The following is an 18,937-nucleotide window of genomic DNA, read 5'->3' as shown; positions in this document are numbered from 1 at the left end:
AAAGAACTATGAAAAATATATGTATAAAAACAATAGTCTTAATGACACTTATTTTGACCCTTTTTACAAGTTGTGTAAATGAGGACGATTTTGATATTCCAACCCTAAAACCAGTTGTGTTTTCAGAAAATTTTGAAGATATAACGCCAGGTAGTGGGGCAAATGAAATTGCCATTAACCTTGATGGATGGATCAATACAAATACCTCAGGGACTAGAGTGTGGTCTGGAAAAACATTTGGCGGAAATAAATTTGCTGAATTTTCTTCTTATTATTCTGCTTCTGGATCAAGTGATGATGCATGGTTAATTTCAAGTGCCATAGATTTATCTTCTTCAAATAACGAAGTATTGTCTTTTAATTCGGTTAACCGTTTCTTTAACGGAAATGTTTTAACCGTTTATATCTCTGAAAATTATGACGGAACAATTCCAGGGATTGCAACTGCAAGTTGGACCGAATTAAACCCAATATTGCCAAATAATAGTTCTCAAAATGATTTAACAATACCAAGTGAACCAATGGACATTAGTAGTTATAACAGCACTAATGTAAGAATTGCTTTTAGATATCAAGGAAGTAAAACATCTAATCCAACCACAACGTTTCAATTGGACGAAATAAAAATTTACGAAAATTAAGCTATGAAAAAATTTAAAATTTTAACAGCAATCACTCTTGTTGCCGCTTTTACAAGTTGTGTAAATAGTGATGATTATAATGCCCCAGATTTAAGTTTGGAATGCATTAACTTAACAGCAACAAAACAAGTTTCTGAAATTACTTCGATTGCTACATCAATCGCAACCATTTATCCAGAGACCGATTTTATTGAAGCCTATGTAACATCAAGCGATGAAGGAGGAAATTTTTATAAATCTATTTCTTTTCAGTCTGTTGATGGGTCAAAAGGATTTAGTGTTCCAGTTGACAATTATAATTTATTTAATCAATATGAACCAGGAAGGTTAGTATACATAAACATGAAAGATCGTTATGTTTCTACTTATCAAAGCTCTACAATTATAGGAAACTTATACGATGGCAATGTTGGAAGAATAAGCGGAGTAGAATATAAAGACATTATAAAACGCTCATGTACTGATGTAAATGAAAATGACATTTTGAAAGCTTTAACCGTTTCAAATGCCAAAAACAATCAATATTTAAATATGTTGATTGAGTTTAATAACGTTCAATTTACTGACGCTTCTTTAGGAAAAACATTTTACGACCCTTCTGTAAATAGCTTTGGAGGAGCTACAAACCATTTAATAACAGACGAATTTGGTCAAACAATAATCGTAAGAATTAGTGAGTTTGCAAACTTTGCTTCAAACGCAATTCCAAGTGGAAGTGGAAAAATAAGAGGTGTTTTAACAAAATATAATAGCGACTACCAGTTTATGGTTAGAACGATTAATGATGTTAATTTAATTAATGACCGTTTAGATTTGGATTTTTATCCTCCAATAGTTGGCACTAGTATTGTTTATAATTCAACCTTAAACGAACCGTTTACATCTTACACAACTACAAATCAACAAAATTTTCCAAAATATGTTAATGATGCTGCTCAAGGCAGTAGATATTGGCAAAGAAAAACTTTTGGAGGAAATACATATGTACAAGTTACTTCTTATGGAGGCGGAAATACAGAAACAAACCAATCGTTATTTATTGTTCCAGTAGACATGACAGCAGCTAATACGCTTTCATTTAAAACAAATGACGGATACAATAATGGCACCTGTTTTAAAGTGTTTTATACTACAAACTACACCCCTGGTGAACAAATTACAACAGCAACTTTAGTAGATATTACATCAAACTTTACTATTTCATCCGGAAACACAAATGGTTATGGATCTTCTTTTACGAGCAGTGGATCTTATAATATCCCTTCATCTATTACTGGAAACGGCTTTTTTGTCTTCCAATATTTAGGCAATGGGGTTAGTGGTCCAACCACTACAATGCAATTAGATGATATTGTTATCAATTAATAGCATTAAATAAAATTTAAAAAAACGCTCTTCCTTAAAAAGAGCGTTTTTTTTTATACAATAAATCATTACTTTTGCACATTAACACATTAAAAAATGACTTTAAAGAAAGCCTATCTCTATATTTTCATCGTTCTTTTAATAGATCAAATTTCTAAAGTATATATAAAAACAAATTTTTTTCTTAATGAATCTATTAACGTGCTAAATTTAGATTGGTTTAGAATACATTTTATTGAAAACGAAGGAATGGCTTGGGGTATCGAAATACCCGGCAATTATGGTAAAATAGTACTAACCTTATTTAGAATTTTTGCAGTTTTTGCAATTGCGTGGTGGCTGAAAGACTCTCTGAATAAAAAAAGTTCTAATTTTTTAATTACAGCCATAATATTAATTTTTGCAGGAGCATTAGGTAATATTATTGATTCTGTTTTTTATGGTGTTTTGTTTGACCATAGCGTTCATCAAGTAGCAACCCTTTTTTCTGACCAGCCATATGAAACTTGGTTTCATGGCAAAGTAGTGGATATGTTCTATTTTCCTTTTATCCAAGATTACCCAATGCCCGATTGGGTTCCTTTTATTGGAGGGAAGCCCTTTACATTCTTTAATGCAATTTTTAACGTGGCAGATTTTGCTATTTCTGTTGGAGTTGGAATATTGATTGTATTTAATAAAAAAGCTTTTGACGAAAGCATCTCTTCTGATTAATGTATTTAAAATTTTAAAATTTCAGTAGGATTTACACAAAAATTTAATGTTACATCATCCTCAAAAACATCTTCAATTAATTCTTCTGGTTCAAAGAATGAAAGGCCTATTTTTATAACGTCATCGTTGCATTGCGATAGAAACACATCGTAAAAACCCTTTCCGTAGCCTACCCGATTGCCCTGGATGTCATAGGCCAAAAGAGGCACAAAAACCACCTCAATCATTTTTGTTGGAACGGGTAAGCCATTAACGGGTTCAGGAATGTTATAGCTGTTTTTTTTAATTTTTGTATTGTCAGTTAATAAATAATGTGTCATAGAAATAGATTCAAAATCAGATTTAGATATCACAACTTCTTTGTCTTTACCTTGTAAAATTTGCAAAATATATTCGGTATTTACTTCTTTTTGTTCTTCAATAGGTAAAAAAAGATGAAAATATGTATGATCCCAAATGTCTAGTTTCAACAATTGATTAGCAATTGCTAAACTCTTGTTTTCAATTTCATCAAATGAAAGTTTTTGTCTTTCATCTTTCATTTTTGTTCTTAAGTCTCTTTTATTCATTTTCTAATTGAATTGAAATATGATAAACGGCATCACCTTGATACACTATAGATGCGTCATTTACATTAATCACATAACCATCATTTGGTGCTTTTAACTTGTGTTCTATTTTTCCAAAAGGGTCAGAAATCATAGCGAGAATATCGCCTCTTTTTACAAAACTTCCAATAGTTATAGAACCATGAAACAGACCTGAATAATTTGCCCTTACCCAAATAGACTTTTTTATAAAAACAGCATTTTCACTTCCTTTTGAAACCTCTTTTTTGGGATTTAACATTTCCAAATGGTTTAAAATGCGTTTTGCTCCTTCAACACCCTCGCGTGTAATGCTTTCATTTAAATCTAATGATTTTCCACCTTCAAACAATAAGATCTTAACTCCAGATTTAGTACAAGCATTTCTAAAAGAGCCTTGAATATTTTTAGCATATAAAGTAAAAGGGGCATTAAATACTTGAGCCAAATTTTTTAAATCAACAACATCAGGTACAATTCTTATTTGTGCAGCATTAAATCGACTAGCACCACCCGCATGAAAATCAACAGCATAATCAATTTTTGGAATAATTTCAGTAACTAAAAAATGGGCAAACCTACTGGCCAATGAGCCGCTTTTGTTGCCAGGAAACATTCTATTTAAATCACGTTTGTCTGGAAATTCACGGGTTTGATTTACAAAACCAAAAACATTAATTATGGGAATACAAATAACAGTCCCTTTTTTAGGTTTATTGATTTTGCCCCGAATAAGTTGGCGCACAATTTCAGTTCCATTTATTTCATCTCCATGCAGACCAGCACAAAACAAAACTGTAGGACCATTAATTTTTGAACGCTCAATTATAACAGGAATTTTAAGTTTTGACATGGTATGCATTTTTGCAATTTCCACTTCAATAGTTTTGCTTTCTCCGGGCAAAATAGATTCTCCTAAAAAAAACATTTCTGTTTTGTTTTTCATAAAATGCTAATAAAATATAAATGTATAAAATTCAACAATAGAAAATAGCACAACTATAAAAATCTATGTAAATTTGTTTAGATTGAAATTTTGAAACTAAAAATCGTTAATAGACAATCTTAATGACCATTCCTTCTCTTGAACTGCAAATACAATCACTTCCCGACAATCCCGGAGTTTATCAATATTATGATGCAGCCGACAAAATTTTGTATGTTGGCAAAGCCAAAAATCTTAAAAAAAGAGTTTCAAGCTATTTCAATAAAGTTCAAGACAATTACAAAACCAGTGTTTTAGTAAAAAAAATAGCCTCCATAAAGCACATTGTGGTTGCAACAGAATCTGATGCTTTATTATTAGAAAACAATCTGATTAAAAAACTACAACCCCGATATAATATTCTCCTAAAAGACGACAAAACGTATCCTTGGATTTGCATTAAAAACGAGCCTTTTTCGCGTATATTTCCAACGCGAAGAGTTACCAAAGACGGATCTGAATATTATGGGCCTTACACCAACTTTAAAATTGTAAATACAATTTTAGAAGTCATCAAAGAATTATACCCTTTGCGAACGTGTAATTACGATTTGTCGCAATCTAATATAATATCGAATAAATATAAAGTTTGTTTGGAGTACCATATCGGCAATTGCAAAGGACCGTGTGAAGGTTTTGAGTCTATAGAAAATTACCAAAAACAAATAGAAGCGATTCGGCAAATTTTGAAAGGAAATTTTAAAGACAGTTTAAAAGATTTTAAAAAAGAAATGGCACATCTTGCAAATGATATGCATTTTGAAGCAGCGCAAAAAATAAAAGAAAAAATTGATTCTTTAAAAAATTATCAATCAAAGTCAACGGTGTTAAACCCAAAATTATCAGATATTGATGTTTTTTCTATAGTTTCAGATGAAACAATGGCTTACGTTAATTTTCTGCAAATTTCACATGGAGCAATTGTTTGTTCCTATACATTGGAAATGAAAAAAAAACTCGAAGAATCTGACCAAGATTTACTTGAATTAGCTGTTGTAGAGCTTCGAGAACGTTTTAAATTAAAGTCAAGAGAACTTATTTTGCCATTTCCATTATCCTTGGGTGAAAATCTAAAAATAACAGTCCCACAATTAGGCGATAAAAGACAAATTTTAGACCTGTCGATTCGAAATGCTAAATATTATCGAATGGATCAATTAAAACAAATAAAAATTGTTGATCCAGAAAGACATACCAACAGAATTATGATACAAATGAAGAAAGATTTACGCCTTTCATTTGAACCAAGACACATTGAGTGTTTTGACAATTCTAACATACAAGGAACGCATCCCGTTGCCGCTTGTGTAGTTTTTAAAGACGGTAAGCCTAGTAAAAAAGAATATCGCCATTTTAACATTAAAACTGTTGAGGGACCTGATGATTTTGCATCAATGGAGGAGGTGGTTTACAGAAGATATAAACGACTGTTAGACGAAAAACTACCCTTGCCTCAACTTATCATTATAGACGGAGGTAAAGGGCAATTGTCTTCGGCATTAAAAAGCATAGACGCCTTAGGATTAAGAGGTAAAATTGCTATTGTAGGCATTGCAAAACGATTAGAAGAATTGTTTTATCCAGGAGATTCTGCACCTTTATATCTGGATAAAAAATCAGAAACCTTAAAAATCATTCAGTTTTTGAGAAATGAAGCACACCGTTTTGGAATTACACATCATCGTGACAAAAGGAGTAAATCTGCTTTGACAAATTCTTTGGAATCCATTCCAGGAATTGGAGAAAAAACAATGATACTATTATTAAAACAATTTAAAAGTGTTAAAAGATTGCACATAGCATCCGAAAAAGAAATATCTGATGTCGTTGGGCTTTCAAAAGCCAAAAAAATTACCCAATTTTACAAAGAAAAAGAAAACTAATATTTTGATTGCTAAAAACAAAGAAAAAAAGGAACAACAAAAAGAGAATAAACACTTCACACAAGTGTATGTCTTTTTATTTGCTTTTTTTTGCTGCTTGTTACTTTTCCCTTTTTCAATTTGGGCGCAAGAAAACCCAAAAAGACCAAAGATAGGATTAGTACTTTCAGGTGGTGGTGCTAAGGGGCTTGCACATATAGGTGTTTTAAAAGTAATAGATTCTCTAAACATAAAAATAGATTATATTTCAGGCACCAGTATTGGAGCAATCATTGGAGGGTTATATGCCTCTGGATATTCGGGAAAAGAATTAGAATACTTATTTACTCAAATGGATGTTGATAAATTAATTCAAGACTATCTGCCTAGAAGCTCCAAAGGATTTAATCAAAAAAGAAATGATGAACTTTATTTTTTATCCTTACCGGTTAAAAATTTAAAAATTTCGTCACCAACAGGATTGTCAAAAGGGATGTATAACTTCAATACCTTTTCTAAACTTTTACACCACGTTAGAGCCGTTACAGATTTTAGTAAACTTCCAATTCCTTTTTTATGTGTGGCTACAGATATTGAAACAGGAGAAGAGGTGTTTTTAAAAAAAGGAGTGCTTGCTCAAGCAATTATTGCAAGTGGGGCGATACCCACAATTTTTAATCCTATTGAGTTAGACGGCAAGTTACTGGTTGATGGCGGTGTAAAAAACAACTATCCAATTGAAGAATTAAAAAAACTAGGAATAGATATAGTTATAGGTGTTGATGTTCAAGACGATTTAAAAAAACAAAAAGATCTTCAGAGTATTACGAATGTGCTTTTGCAAATTTCAAATTTCAATACAATTGATGATATGAAAGAAAAAACACTATTAACTGATTTTTATATAAGGCCAGATGTAAAAGAGTTTGCTATTTTATCATTTGATAAAGGCATTCAAATAATTAAAAAAGGAGAAGAAGCTTCAGTAAAAAGCTTAGAATCTTTTAAATTTACAAAATCAAAAGACAGCTTAGAAAAATTAAAAATTAACAGTATTGATTCTCTGGATATAAAAAATATTGAATTAAATGAATTAAAAAATTACACAAGAGCATATGTTTTAGGAAAATTAAATTTAAAACAAAACCAAAAAATTCCTTTTTCAAATTTTGAAAAAGGAATTAACAGTTTAAATGCAACGGATAATTTTAGTTCTATTTTATATGGTTTTGATGAAGAAAACAACATAAAATTTACTATAAAAGAAAACAACCAAAACACATTTATTAAGTTTGCAGCTCATTTTGATGAGTTATATAAAACAGGGTTATTGATTAATATAACACATAAAAAATTATTTTCAAAAAATGATTTTGCATCAATAGACGTTATTCTTGGCGATAATTTTAGATATAATTTAGATTATTATATAGACAATGGTTTTTATTGGAGTTTTGGTTTTAATTCAAGATTAAACGCATTTAATAAAAACTTAAAAAACGATTTTAACAACGGATTATCAATGTCTAATTTTAATTTAAACACTATAAATATTGACTATTCCGATTTTTCAAACCAAATTTTTTTTCAAACTATTTACAGTAAGTTGTTTATAATTGGAACAGGAGTTGAATTAAAAACATTAAAAATAAAATCACCTACATTACAAAATGTAACCCCTGTGTTTGACAACAGCACCTATTTTTCGTTTTTCGGGAATATAAAATACGATTCCTTAGACAAAAAATATTTTCCAAAATCAGGCTGGTATTTAAATGGGGAGTTTAAATCATTTTTACATTCATCAGATTTTAATAACAACTTCCAAAATTTTTCAACTGTTAAAGCCGACATAGGTAAGGTGAAAACTTTTTATAATAAATTGACCGTAAAACTCCAATCGGAAGTTGGATTGACTATTGGAAAAACAGAAACGCCTTATTTTGATTATTTTTTGGGCGGATATGGATTTAATAAAATTAATAATTTTCAGCCATTCTTTGGATATGATTTTTTAAGTTTATCTGGAGAAAGCTATATAAAAGTGTCTGCAACCCTAGAAGTAGAGCTCTTTAAAAAAAATTATTTAAATTTAACAGCAAATTACGCCAATATAGGAACTAATATTTTTGAATCAAGTAAGTGGATGTCTGCGCCTAAACATTCAGGATATGCAATAGGCTATAGTGTCGACTCAATTATTGGACCTATAGAAATTAAACAATCGTGGTCGCCCGAAGAAAAAAATAATTATACGTGGTTTAGTATAGGGTACTGGTTTTAAATTATTAAATAAATTTTCACGACCTTTGTATTAATGAAAACATGGGATAACTTATTAGCACACTTAAAATTCCTCATCAAGAGAAATCCTGAATGAGTTTCTATTCTTTTTTATTATATCAAAAGTTTATTTCAATTTAACTTTATAATTAACTTAAAACTAAAAAAGAGATGCCTATATATCATTCTTTAGGAAAAACACCACCTAAACGACATACACAATTCCGCAAACCAAATGGCGATTTATATTATGAACAATTATTTGGCACAGTAGGTTTTGATGGAATGTCAACAAATTCGTATCACGAGCAAAGACCTACACAAGTAAAAGAAATTAAAAAACAATACAGCGTAGCTCCTGTTATTGCTAAAGAGAACAATATACAATCGTATAAATTAAAAGGGTTTCAAGTAAAACCTGAAAAAGACTTTTTAGAAAGCAGAAAAATTGTATTAACAAATTCAGATTGCCATATTGTGCTTTCGGCACCTATAAATAAAACTACCGATTATTTTTACAAAAACACCGACTCTGATGAACTGATTTTTATTCATAAAGGGAGCGGAAAATTAAGAACTATTTTTGGAAATATCGATTTTAAATACGGTGATTATTTAATAATTCCAAGAGGTATAATCTATAAAATGGATTTTGACACAGAAGATAACCGTCATTTTATTGTAGAATCACATCGCCCTATTTATACGCCAAAACGCTATCGAAATTGGTTCGGGCAACTTTTAGAACACGCTCCTTATTGCGAAAGAGACATTCGTCGTCCTTATGAATTAGAAACAAATAACGAATCGGGGGAGTTTGTAATAAAAGTAAAAAAGAGAGACGAAATTATTGAAATGGTTTATGCTTCTCATCCTTTTGATGTTATAGGCTATGACGGCTACAACTATCCGTATGCATTTTCAATTCATGATTTTGAACCCATAACAGGGCGTATTCATCAGCCACCACCAGTGCATCAAACCTTTGAAACCGATGCATTTGTAATTTGCTCATTTGTACCGCGTTTATACGATTATCACCCCTTATCTATTCCTGCGCCCTATAACCACAGCAATATAGATTCAGACGAAGTGTTGTATTATGTAGATGGCGATTTTATGAGCAGGAATGATGTGGAGCCGGGCAATATTTCACTTCATCCAGCCGGAATACCTCATGGGCCTCACCCAGGAGCCGTAGAACGAAGTATAGGTAAAACAGAAACTAAAGAATTAGCCGTAATGGTAGACACTTTTAAACCCTTGAAAGTTACCCAAGAAGCTATGAAAATTGCAGATGAAACCTATTACCAATCTTGGTTGTAAAAAATAAATATATGCACTATAGTAAATTATCGGCAGACCCAACAGCGTTAATCCTTGGAATACTTTCTTTAATTATTGGTTTTGGCGGATGTTGTTGCTATGGGTTTTTTGCAATTATTCCTTTATCGCTAAGTATTATAGGAATAGTAATGGCAAATAAAAGTTTAAAAGAATTTGACCAAAATCCCAATATATTTTCACAACAAAGCAGAAGCAATGTTTACATAGGCAAAATACTTAATATTATTGCTTTAGTTTATAATAGTATTGTTTTTATACTGGTATTAATAGCGCTAGTTTTTTTTGGAGTAGTGTCGTCTTCAGAAATATTTGATAAAATTAAAAACGACACAATATTTGAAGACTATCAAATAACAAGTGATAGTATTTATCAAAATTATGAATATATAGAAAAGGTTGACACCACATATATAGACTCAACCTTAATTAATAACAATTAAAACATTAAAAAAAATGTCAAAAGAAGTAAAATCAGTAAACTACGGTTTAGAAAAAATATTTGAAGGAGCTCAAGATTTCCTTCCCCTTTTAGGTACAGATTATGTTGAATTTTATGTGGGTAACGCCAAGCAAGCAGCACATTTTTATAAAACAGCTTTTGGATTTCAATCCCTTGCTTATAAAGGTTTAGAAACAGGCTCTAGAGATTCTGTTAGTTACGTACTCGTTCAAGACAAAATCAGATTGGTATTAACCACACCACTAACAAGCAAATCTTCAATAAACGAGCATATTGTAAAACATGGAGATGGTGTAAAAGTTATTGCACTTTGGGTAGAAGATGCTCGCTCTGCTTATGAAGAAACCACAAAACGCGGTGCCAAATCATATATGGAACCAACAGTTGAAACTGATGCTTTTGGTGAAGTAGTTCGTTCAGGAATATATACATACGGAGAAACTGTACATATGTTTGTGGAACGAAAAAACTATAAAGGAGCTTTTATGCCTGGTTTTAAAGAATGGAAATCAGACTATAACCCAGAACCAACAGGATTAAAATATATTGACCATATGGTTGGTAATGTAGGCTGGGGACAAATGAATACATGGGTAAAATGGTACGAAGAAGTTATGGGGTTTGAAAACTTTCTTTCTTTTGACGACAAACAAATACACACAGAGTATTCTGCATTAATGAGTAAAGTGATGAGTAATGGTAACGGACGAGTAAAATTTCCTATAAACGAACCTGCAAAAGGGAATAAACGTTCTCAAATAGAAGAATATTTAGATTTCTATGAAGATTCAGGAGTACAACATATAGCCGTTGCTACAGACGACATTATTAAAACAGTTTCAGCATTAAAAGCCAGAGGAATTGAATTTTTACCACCACCACCACAAGCTTATTATGACGACATCCACAACAGGCTAGGGGTTCATAAAGACATGATGAAAGAAGACGTTAAAGAATTACAAAAACTTTCCATTATGGTTGATGCGGATGAAGATGGATATTTGTTGCAAATTTTTACTAAACCATTAGAAGATAGACCAACTTTGTTTTTTGAAATCATTCAGCGTATGGGTGCGCGTGGTTTTGGCGCAGGAAACTTTAAAGCTCTTTTTGAATCCATTGAACGTGAACAAGCTTTGCGAGGAACGCTATAAAAAAGCAAATTTTTTTAACTCTATTGAATTATCAATAGTTTTTTTAATCAAAAATTAAATAAATATGTTAAAGTATAAACTTTAGCTATTTATTCAATAAATCTAAATTAGTTTTGCCAATGATTTTAAAGGGTGGTTCCATTAAAATCATATAAATTTTCATAATTTATATTTTTTTGGTTAATATCTTAAAAACGCATTCTATTTAATTGGAATGCGTTTTTTGTTTTGTATTTTTGGTATAGAAATTGCTTTTTCTTAATAAAAATAAACATGAAAAGAATAATTTTAGGAGCATTACTATTCATTTTTACAAATTCTTTTATCCAAAAAGAAGATCCATTTACTACGGGTGAATATTTTAAAATGAGAATTCACTACGGATTAATTACCGCAGGGTACGCTTCTTTAGAAATAAAAGAAGCAACAAAAAACAATAAAAAAGTCCATCATGTTGTTGGCATAGGCTATACTACAGGAATCGTAAAAGCATTATTTAAAGTAGAAGATGATTATCAAACTTATATTGACAAAGAAACCTCTAGGCCGTATCAATTTATAAGAAAAATAGATGAAGGCGGGTATACAAAGCACCAAGAAGGATTTTTTAATCAGGATGAAAATACAGTTTTTGTAAAAGATCACAAAAAAAACACCGAAAAAACATTTAAAGTTTCAGAAAATATTCAGGATATAGTTTCATCATTCTACTATTTAAGAAACCACCCTAATGTAGATAAATTAAAAGAGGGAGAGTCTATAGCAATAGACATGTTTTTTGATGATGAGACCACAAATTTTAAGTTAAAATATCTTGGAAAAGAAAATTTAAATACTAAATTTGGAAAAGTTTCTTGTAAGGTATTTAGGCCAATTGTTCAAGCAGGTAGGGTTTTTAAAGAAGAAGAAAGTTTAACTGTCTGGATATCAGACGATAACAATAAAATTCCTATTCGAGTAAAGGCAAGTTTAGCTGTGGGTTCATTAAAAGCAGATTTAGATTCATACAAAGGGCTAAAACACACGTTTAAAGTCAAAAAATAAAGCAAATGCAAATCTCATCAGAAATTGAAATTCAAATTCAAAAATTAGACGAGAAGTTTAAAGAAATAGATCAAAAAACAACAACACATCTAGAAGGGCTTCTATGGTCAAAACCAATAACCTATTGGGATTACATTCAAACAGATGCTTTGCTAAATCTTCAAACACAAAGAACAACTTTACCCGATGAAATGATATTCATTATGTATCATCAAGTAAATGAGTTGTTGTTTAAAATGATACTTTGGGAAATAAACCAAGTTTGTCATTGCGAAAAACTTGAAACTCAATTTTTCACCGAAAGATTAATGCGAATTTCACGTTATTTTGATATGCTTACAACCTCTTTCGACATAATGGGCGATGGAATGGAAGTTGAACAATACATGAAGTTTAGAAACACATTAACTCCGGCGAGTGGTTTTCAAAGTGCTCAATACAGATTGATTGAATTTGCTTCTACTGATTTAATTAACCTTATAGACCACCGTTTTAGAGTAACAATTGATAGAAAAACACCTTATGATCATGCTTTTGAACATTTATATTGGCAAGCAGCAGGTAAAGACCATAAAACAGGAAAAAAATCATATCTTATTTTAGAGTTTGAGCGAAAATATAAAGCCGAATTTCTTCGACACATGGAAGAATACAATACTATAAATATATGGCAAAAGTTTAAGCAACTACCCAAAGCAGATCAGGTCAATCCTGATCTTATAGCTGCCATGCGTCATTTTGACAAAACAGTAAACATTACCTGGGTAATGGGTCATTTAAATGCCGCCAAAAAATATATTGACAGCGGTAAAGGAAATGGCGAAGCTACAGGCGGAAGCGATTGGAAAAAATACATGCACCCTAAATATCAGCGAAGAATATTTTTCCCAGAATTATGGACAAAAGATGAATTAGCAACTTGGGGAGAATAATAATAAAAAACATACATTTTGAAACACCTACTATATCTGCTATTAGTAATTACTTTATTTTCATGTAAAAAAGATAAGCAAGTAATTTTAATAGAGAAAAAAGAACCTCTAATTAAAGATTTTGGAATTACTTTTAATGATTTTATTACAAAATTAGACACCCTAAAATCAGGAGACAATTTCAGTACAATATTAGAAAATTATCAATTAAATAATTATTCCGTTTTTCAAGTAACCGATAAAATTAAAGATTCTTTTAATCTTCGATCTATAAAAGCAGGAAAACCCTATTACCTTTTTTTAAATAAAACAAACAAACAAAAATTAGAATATTTTGTTTATGTAAAAGACAGAACAAGTTATTTGGTTGTTGATTTAAGAGACTCAATTGTAGTTCAAGAAAAAATGAGGCCCTCTACAATAAAAAGAAGAACTATTGCAGCAGCAATAAACGGGTCTTTATCTGAAACATTAGACAATGAAGGCGTTAATGCTGGAGTGGCATCTAAATTAGCTAAAATATTTGAATATTCAATTGACTTTTTTAAAATCAAAAAAGGAGATAAATTTGCAATTACAATTCAAGAACGATACATTCAAGACTCTATTTATGATGGTGTAGTTGCAATAGAAAGTTCTTATTTTGAATATAAAGGAAAAAAAATCTATGCCTTTCCATATAAAACATCAAAAGATCAAAAAACGCCAAGTTATTATGATGAAGAAGGTAAAGGACTAAAAACAATGTTTTTAAAAGCGCCATTAGACTATTTTAGAATTTCTTCAAAATTCTCAGGCAGACGTTTTCACCCCGTGCAACAACGGTGGAAAGCTCATAACGGCACCGACTATGCCGCCGCTCAAGGAACACCAATAAAAACAACCGCTGCAGGTATTGTAGAACGAAAAGGTTATACAGCTGGAAATGGTAATTATGTAAAAGTAAAACACAATGCTACATATTCGACTCAATATTTACACATGTCAAAAATTTTAGTTAAAAACGGTCAAAGGGTATCACAAGGGCAGGTCATTGGCAAGGTAGGAAGCACAGGCTTAGCAACAGGGCCTCATGTATGTTATCGTTTTTGGAAAAACGGCGTTCAAGTAGACCCCTTGAAATTAGTATTGCCTAAATCTGAACCGATGAATAAAAAAGAAAAAACTACATATATGGCCGCTATAGCTCCATTAAAAAAAGAATTAGACAACATTACTGCAATTAAATTTAAATAATAATATAAAATGCCTCTACAAAATATAAATCCCACTGAAACGAATGCTTGGCAAAAACTTAGTACTCATTTTAATGATATGCAAAACAATTCTATTAAAGAAATGTTTGCAAATGACTTGAAAAGAGCTGAGAAATTTACCATAAATTGGGAAGATTTTTTAGTAGATTATTCAAAGAACAACATCAATCAAACAACGATTGATTTATTATTAGAATTAGCCCAAGAATTAGGTTTAAAAGAAGCTATTCAAGCTAATTTTTCAGGGGAGAACATCAATCAAACAGAAGATAGAGCCGTTCTGCATAGTGCATTAAGAGCAAAAGAAGACGATAAAGTGTTTGTGGATGGAGTAAACGTTATTCCAGAAATTTATGCTGTAAAAGAAAACATAAAAGCTTTTACAAATAAAATTGTTTCAGGAAATAAAAAAGGCTTTACCCATAAAGCATTTACAGATGTTGTCAATATTGGAATTGGAGGCTCAGATCTAGGTCCAGCAATGGTTGTAGAAGCGCTTCAGTTTTACAGCAATCACTTAAACGTGCATTTTGTTTCAAATGTAGATGGAGATCACGTTATGGAAACACTTAAAAAGCTAAACCCCGAAACCACTTTGTTTGTAATCGTTTCCAAAACATTTACAACACAAGAAACATTATCTAATGCTGAAACGATTAGACACTGGTTCTTGAAATCAGCAAAACAAGAGGATGTAGCCAAACATTTTGTTGCTGTTTCGACAAATATTGAAAAAGTAACTGCTTTTGGAATTCATCCCGAGAACATTTTTCCTATGTGGGACTGGGTAGGAGGACGATTTTCCCTTTGGTCTGCAGTTGGTTTATCTATTAGTTTAGCTGTAGGATTTGAAAATTTTAACAACTTGTTAAAAGGAGCACAAAATATGGATGTTCATTTCAAAGAAACCCCTTTTGAAAAAAACATTCCTGTTGTGTTAGCTTTAATTAGCATTTGGCACAACAACTTTTTTGGCACAGAAACAGAAGCTTTAATTCCGTACACACAATATCTTCAAAAACTTGCTCCATATTTGCAACAAGGAATCATGGAAAGTAATGGAAAGAGTGTTGGAAGAGATGGTAAGCCAGTTAATTATCAAACGGGAACAATTATTTGGGGAGAACCCGGAACAAATTCTCAACACGCATTTTTTCAATTGATTCACCAAGGCACAAAACTTATACCAACAGATTTTATTGGATATAAAGAATCTCTTTATGGCAATAAAGATCACCACGACAAATTAATGTCAAACTTTTTTGCTCAAACAGAAGCCTTATTAATGGGAAAAACTAGCGAACAAGTTTTAGAAGAATTTGATGCTAATAAGTTTTCAGAAGAAAAATCTGCCTTTTTACTCCCTTTTAAAATTTTTAAAGGAAACAATCCAACTAATACTTTGTTAATAAACAAGTTAACGCCTGAGTCTTTAGGATCATTAATCGCTTTATATGAACATAAGATTTTTGTTCAAGGAATTGTTTGGAATATTTTTAGCTATGATCAGTGGGGAGTTGAATTAGGGAAACAATTAGCAAATGCGGTATTAAGTGAAATTAAATCAAAACAAATAGCAAATCACGACAGCTCTACTTCTTTTTTATTAGAATCTTACCTTAAATAATACATCCTTAAATTGTTAATAATTTGTTAACACATCCCTTCATTTAGTCTCGTATTTTATTTTAAATTTGCATCAAACATTTAAACAAATAATACAAATGAAAAAATTTACTAAAAATCTTTTAGTAGTATTGTTAACGCTAACAGCAACAACGATATTTGCTCAAGCTAAGATTACAGGAATTGTTACAGATGGAGATTCAAACCAACCATTATCAGGCGCAAGTGTTTTGGTTAAGGGAACTAAAGTTGGCTCTACTACAAATTTTGATGGAAAATTTGAAATTACTACAACTGAAAAATCAGGAACTTTATTAGTTTCTTTTTTAGGGTTTGAAACACAATCTATTGCATTTAACGCTACAACAGTAGATTTAGGAACAATTGAACTAAACGCAGACGCAAGTCAATTAACTGAGGTTGTATTAGTAGGAAGAGGAATTATTGATTTAGCTTCTGAAAGAAAAACACCAATTGCAGTTTCTACGATCAAAGCAGATGAAATTCAAGCAAAAATAGGAACTTCAGATGTAACACAATTGTTAGTAAACACTCCTTCGGTATATGTTGCTGGACAATCTGGTGGTTATGGAGATTCAAGAATCACGGTTCGTGGTTTTCAACAAGACAACACAGCGTTCTTATTAAACGGTCAGCCAATCAATGGAATGGAAGACGGAAAAATGTATTGGTCAAACTGGTCAGGTATGTCTGACATCGCCAATGTTATACAAATTCAAAGAGGTTTAGGATCTTCTAAATTAGCTATTTCTTCAGTAGGAGGAACGGTTAACTTTGTAACTAAAGCTACAGATAAAAAAGAAGGTGGTTTTACATCTGTTGGAATGGCTAATGACAGTTATTTTAAAACAACTGCAGCATACAATACAGGAATAATGGAAAATGGTTTTGGGGCTAGCGTATTATTATCACACTGGCAAGGAGACGGTTATAATGACGGAACTAAAGGTGAGGGTCAAAATTATTTCATCTCTTTTGGTTACAAAGCTAATGAAAGACATAGTTTTAACTTTTTGATTACGGGAGCACCTCAATATCATGATCAAAACTTTACAAAATCAATTGCAACTTATTTAGATAAAGGACGTAAGTACAACAACAACTGGGGTACTTTAGATGGTAGTTATTTAACTGAAAGAAGAAACTACTATCACAAACCAGTAACTAACTTAAACTGGGATTTTCAATTGACTGATAAGTCAAGTTTATCAACTGTACTTTATGCCTCATGGGGAAGAGGGGGAGGAACTGGAAATGTTGGTTCAAGACAAAGAACTGCAGATGGTTTAGTTGATTTTGACGGTATTTATGCAACAAACTTAACACAAACAGGTGGTAAGGCTAAATACGCTATTCGTGCATCAGCTAATAATCACGCTTGGTATGGAGTAGTTTCAAACTTTAAAACTGCTTTATCTGAAGACTGGTCTTTTAACACAGGTATTGATGTAAGAAGTTATAAAGGAACACATTTTAGACAAATTGTAGATTTATTAGGAGCAACTTATTTTGGAGATAATAACAATGTAAATTTCCCAAATAATCAAATTACAGCGACTTATAACGCAAATCCATGGTCAGCATTATCTAATTATGCTTCAGCTTCAGAAAGATACAGCTATGATTATTCTGAAAACATTAACTATGGAGGTCTATTCTCTCAACTTGAGTACTCTAAAGGAGATTTCTCAACATTTTTACAAGGGGCTATTTCTAATCAAACACACAAAAGAAATGACGTTTATGCTTATTTACCAGGTAGTCAAGATGCTGAAAAAGTAAGTAATTTTGGTTATAATTTTAAATGGGGATATAGTTATGTAATTTCTGGCAACAGTTCAATTTATGCAAATGCTGGTTATTATTCTCGTCAACCATACCATGATAATATTTACTTAAATTTTGGTAATGATGTTAACCCATTAACTGAAAATGAAAAAATTCTTGGACAAGAATTAGGATATAATTTCAAATCTAATTTTATAAGCGGAAGTATAAATGCTTACAGAACTTCTTGGAAAGACCGTGTTACTACTACTTCAAATGAAGTAGCTGGAATACTTCAATTTACAACAAATCAAGGAGTAGAACAAGTGCATTCAGGTCTTGAGCTAGACTTTGTAGCTCGTCCTACTAAAAAATTAGACATAAAAGGATTTGCTTCTGTTGGAAGCTGGGAGTATAATGGAGATGTTGTTAAAACAGTAAGAGATGAAGACAGAAATATTATTTCTGAAAACAGAGAAGATGTTGATGGTGGTAAAGTTGGTGATGCAGCTCAAACAACTTTAGGCTTAGGATTTAAATATAAATTTACCAAACATTTATCTTTAGATTCTGACTGGAGAAATTACTCTGACCTATATGCTAACGTATCTCCAACTAAAAATAATTTAAAATTACCTAATTATGATTTAGTAGATGCTGGTATATCTTACAAAATGTTAATAGGACAAAACAAAAGTAAATCTGTAGACTTTAGATTAAACATAAACAATGTGTTTGATGAGGTTTATCTTTCTGAATTAACATCAAACAATGCCGCTTTTGTAAACGGTGTTGAAACATACAAAGGAATTAATACGAACAATAACGGTTTCTTCGGTTTAGGAAGAACTTGGAGTTTTTCTATGAAATATAATTTCTAATACATTAAATTT

Annotated in this window: 15 protein-coding genes; 13 read left to right on the top strand and 2 right to left on the bottom strand. The window is 31.3% G+C overall.

Features of this window, described 5'->3' with window-relative positions; all coding sequences use genetic code 11:
• Positions 1 to 8: 8 nt before the first annotated feature.
• The 3 genes from AABM47_RS00260 to AABM47_RS00250 all read left to right on the top strand — a co-directional run bounded on the left by AABM47_RS00260 (position 9) and on the right by AABM47_RS00250 (position 2,720).
• Positions 9 to 641: a choice-of-anchor J domain-containing protein gene (locus AABM47_RS00260; protein ID WP_338408915.1), complete on the top strand. Its 633-nt coding sequence runs from the start codon at positions 9 to 11 to the stop codon at positions 639 to 641.
• A gap of 3 nt (positions 642 to 644) precedes the next feature.
• The gene (locus AABM47_RS00255; RefSeq protein WP_338408914.1) at positions 645 to 2,006 is read left to right on the top strand and encodes a DUF5689 domain-containing protein; all 1,362 of its coding nucleotides are present in this window, start codon (positions 645 to 647) and stop codon (positions 2,004 to 2,006) included.
• 96 nt (positions 2,007 to 2,102) lie between these two features.
• On the top strand, positions 2,103 to 2,720 hold the full coding sequence (locus AABM47_RS00250; RefSeq protein WP_338408913.1) for a lipoprotein signal peptidase: 618 nt from the start codon (positions 2,103 to 2,105) through the stop codon (positions 2,718 to 2,720).
• 5 nt (positions 2,721 to 2,725) lie between these two features.
• On the opposite strand, the gene AABM47_RS00245 is transcribed toward AABM47_RS00250, so the two are convergent.
• Positions 2,726 to 3,289, bottom strand: a complete 564-nt coding sequence (locus tag AABM47_RS00245) for a 5-formyltetrahydrofolate cyclo-ligase (RefSeq protein WP_338408912.1) — start codon at positions 3,287 to 3,289, stop codon at positions 2,726 to 2,728.
• A complete protein-coding gene (locus AABM47_RS00240) occupies positions 3,282 to 4,235 on the bottom strand; it encodes a succinylglutamate desuccinylase/aspartoacylase family protein (protein ID WP_338408950.1) in 954 nt (317 codons plus the stop codon). Before AABM47_RS00240 ends, AABM47_RS00245 begins: the two co-directional genes overlap by 8 nt.
• Positions 4,236 to 4,375: 140 nt before the next feature.
• Between AABM47_RS00240 and uvrC the strand changes: the two genes are divergently transcribed.
• From uvrC to AABM47_RS00190, 10 genes are all read left to right on the top strand, one after another.
• Positions 4,376 to 6,175 (top strand): excinuclease ABC subunit UvrC, encoded by a 1,800-nt coding sequence (gene uvrC / locus AABM47_RS00235; RefSeq protein ID WP_338408911.1) that lies wholly within the window; start codon positions 4,376 to 4,378, stop codon positions 6,173 to 6,175.
• A 4-nt stretch (positions 6,176 to 6,179) separates the two neighbouring features.
• On the top strand, positions 6,180 to 8,438 hold the full coding sequence (locus AABM47_RS00230) for a patatin-like phospholipase family protein (RefSeq protein WP_338408910.1): 2,259 nt from the start codon (positions 6,180 to 6,182) through the stop codon (positions 8,436 to 8,438).
• A 170-nt stretch (positions 8,439 to 8,608) separates the two neighbouring features.
• Complete coding sequence (locus AABM47_RS00225; RefSeq protein ID WP_338408909.1) at positions 8,609 to 9,763, top strand: homogentisate 1,2-dioxygenase; 1,155 nt, start codon at positions 8,609 to 8,611, stop codon at positions 9,761 to 9,763.
• Between the two features lie 11 nt (positions 9,764 to 9,774).
• Complete coding sequence (locus tag AABM47_RS00220) at positions 9,775 to 10,224, top strand: CCC motif membrane protein (protein WP_338408908.1); 450 nt, start codon at positions 9,775 to 9,777, stop codon at positions 10,222 to 10,224.
• Between the two features lie 13 nt (positions 10,225 to 10,237).
• Entirely contained in the window at positions 10,238 to 11,398 is a 1,161-nt protein-coding gene (gene hppD / locus AABM47_RS00215; RefSeq protein WP_338408907.1) for a 4-hydroxyphenylpyruvate dioxygenase, read from the top strand.
• A gap of 273 nt (positions 11,399 to 11,671) precedes the next feature.
• Positions 11,672 to 12,442, top strand: coding sequence for a DUF3108 domain-containing protein (locus tag AABM47_RS00210; RefSeq protein WP_338408906.1), 771 nt, complete (start codon positions 11,672 to 11,674; stop codon positions 12,440 to 12,442).
• 5 nt (positions 12,443 to 12,447) lie between these two features.
• Positions 12,448 to 13,374 carry a tryptophan 2,3-dioxygenase family protein gene (locus AABM47_RS00205; protein ID WP_338408905.1) on the top strand — a complete coding sequence of 309 codons (927 nt, stop codon included), beginning with the start codon at positions 12,448 to 12,450 and terminating at the stop codon, positions 13,372 to 13,374.
• An 18-nt stretch (positions 13,375 to 13,392) separates the two neighbouring features.
• Entirely contained in the window at positions 13,393 to 14,610 is a 1,218-nt protein-coding gene (locus AABM47_RS00200) for a peptidoglycan DD-metalloendopeptidase family protein (RefSeq protein ID WP_338408904.1), read from the top strand.
• A gap of 9 nt (positions 14,611 to 14,619) precedes the next feature.
• Positions 14,620 to 16,257 carry a glucose-6-phosphate isomerase gene (gene pgi / locus AABM47_RS00195; RefSeq protein WP_338408903.1) on the top strand — a complete coding sequence of 546 codons (1,638 nt, stop codon included), beginning with the start codon at positions 14,620 to 14,622 and terminating at the stop codon, positions 16,255 to 16,257.
• Between the two features lie 97 nt (positions 16,258 to 16,354).
• Complete coding sequence (locus tag AABM47_RS00190; RefSeq protein ID WP_338408902.1) at positions 16,355 to 18,925, top strand: carboxypeptidase-like regulatory domain-containing protein; 2,571 nt, start codon at positions 16,355 to 16,357, stop codon at positions 18,923 to 18,925.
• Positions 18,926 to 18,937 lie beyond the last annotated feature (12 nt).

Origin of the sequence: uncultured Flavobacterium sp. (assembly GCF_963925415.1) — a bacterium.
In the GTDB taxonomy this organism is placed as follows: Bacteria; Bacteroidota; Bacteroidia; order Flavobacteriales; family Flavobacteriaceae; genus Flavobacterium.
This window is presented reverse-complemented; position numbering and strand designations above follow the sequence as displayed.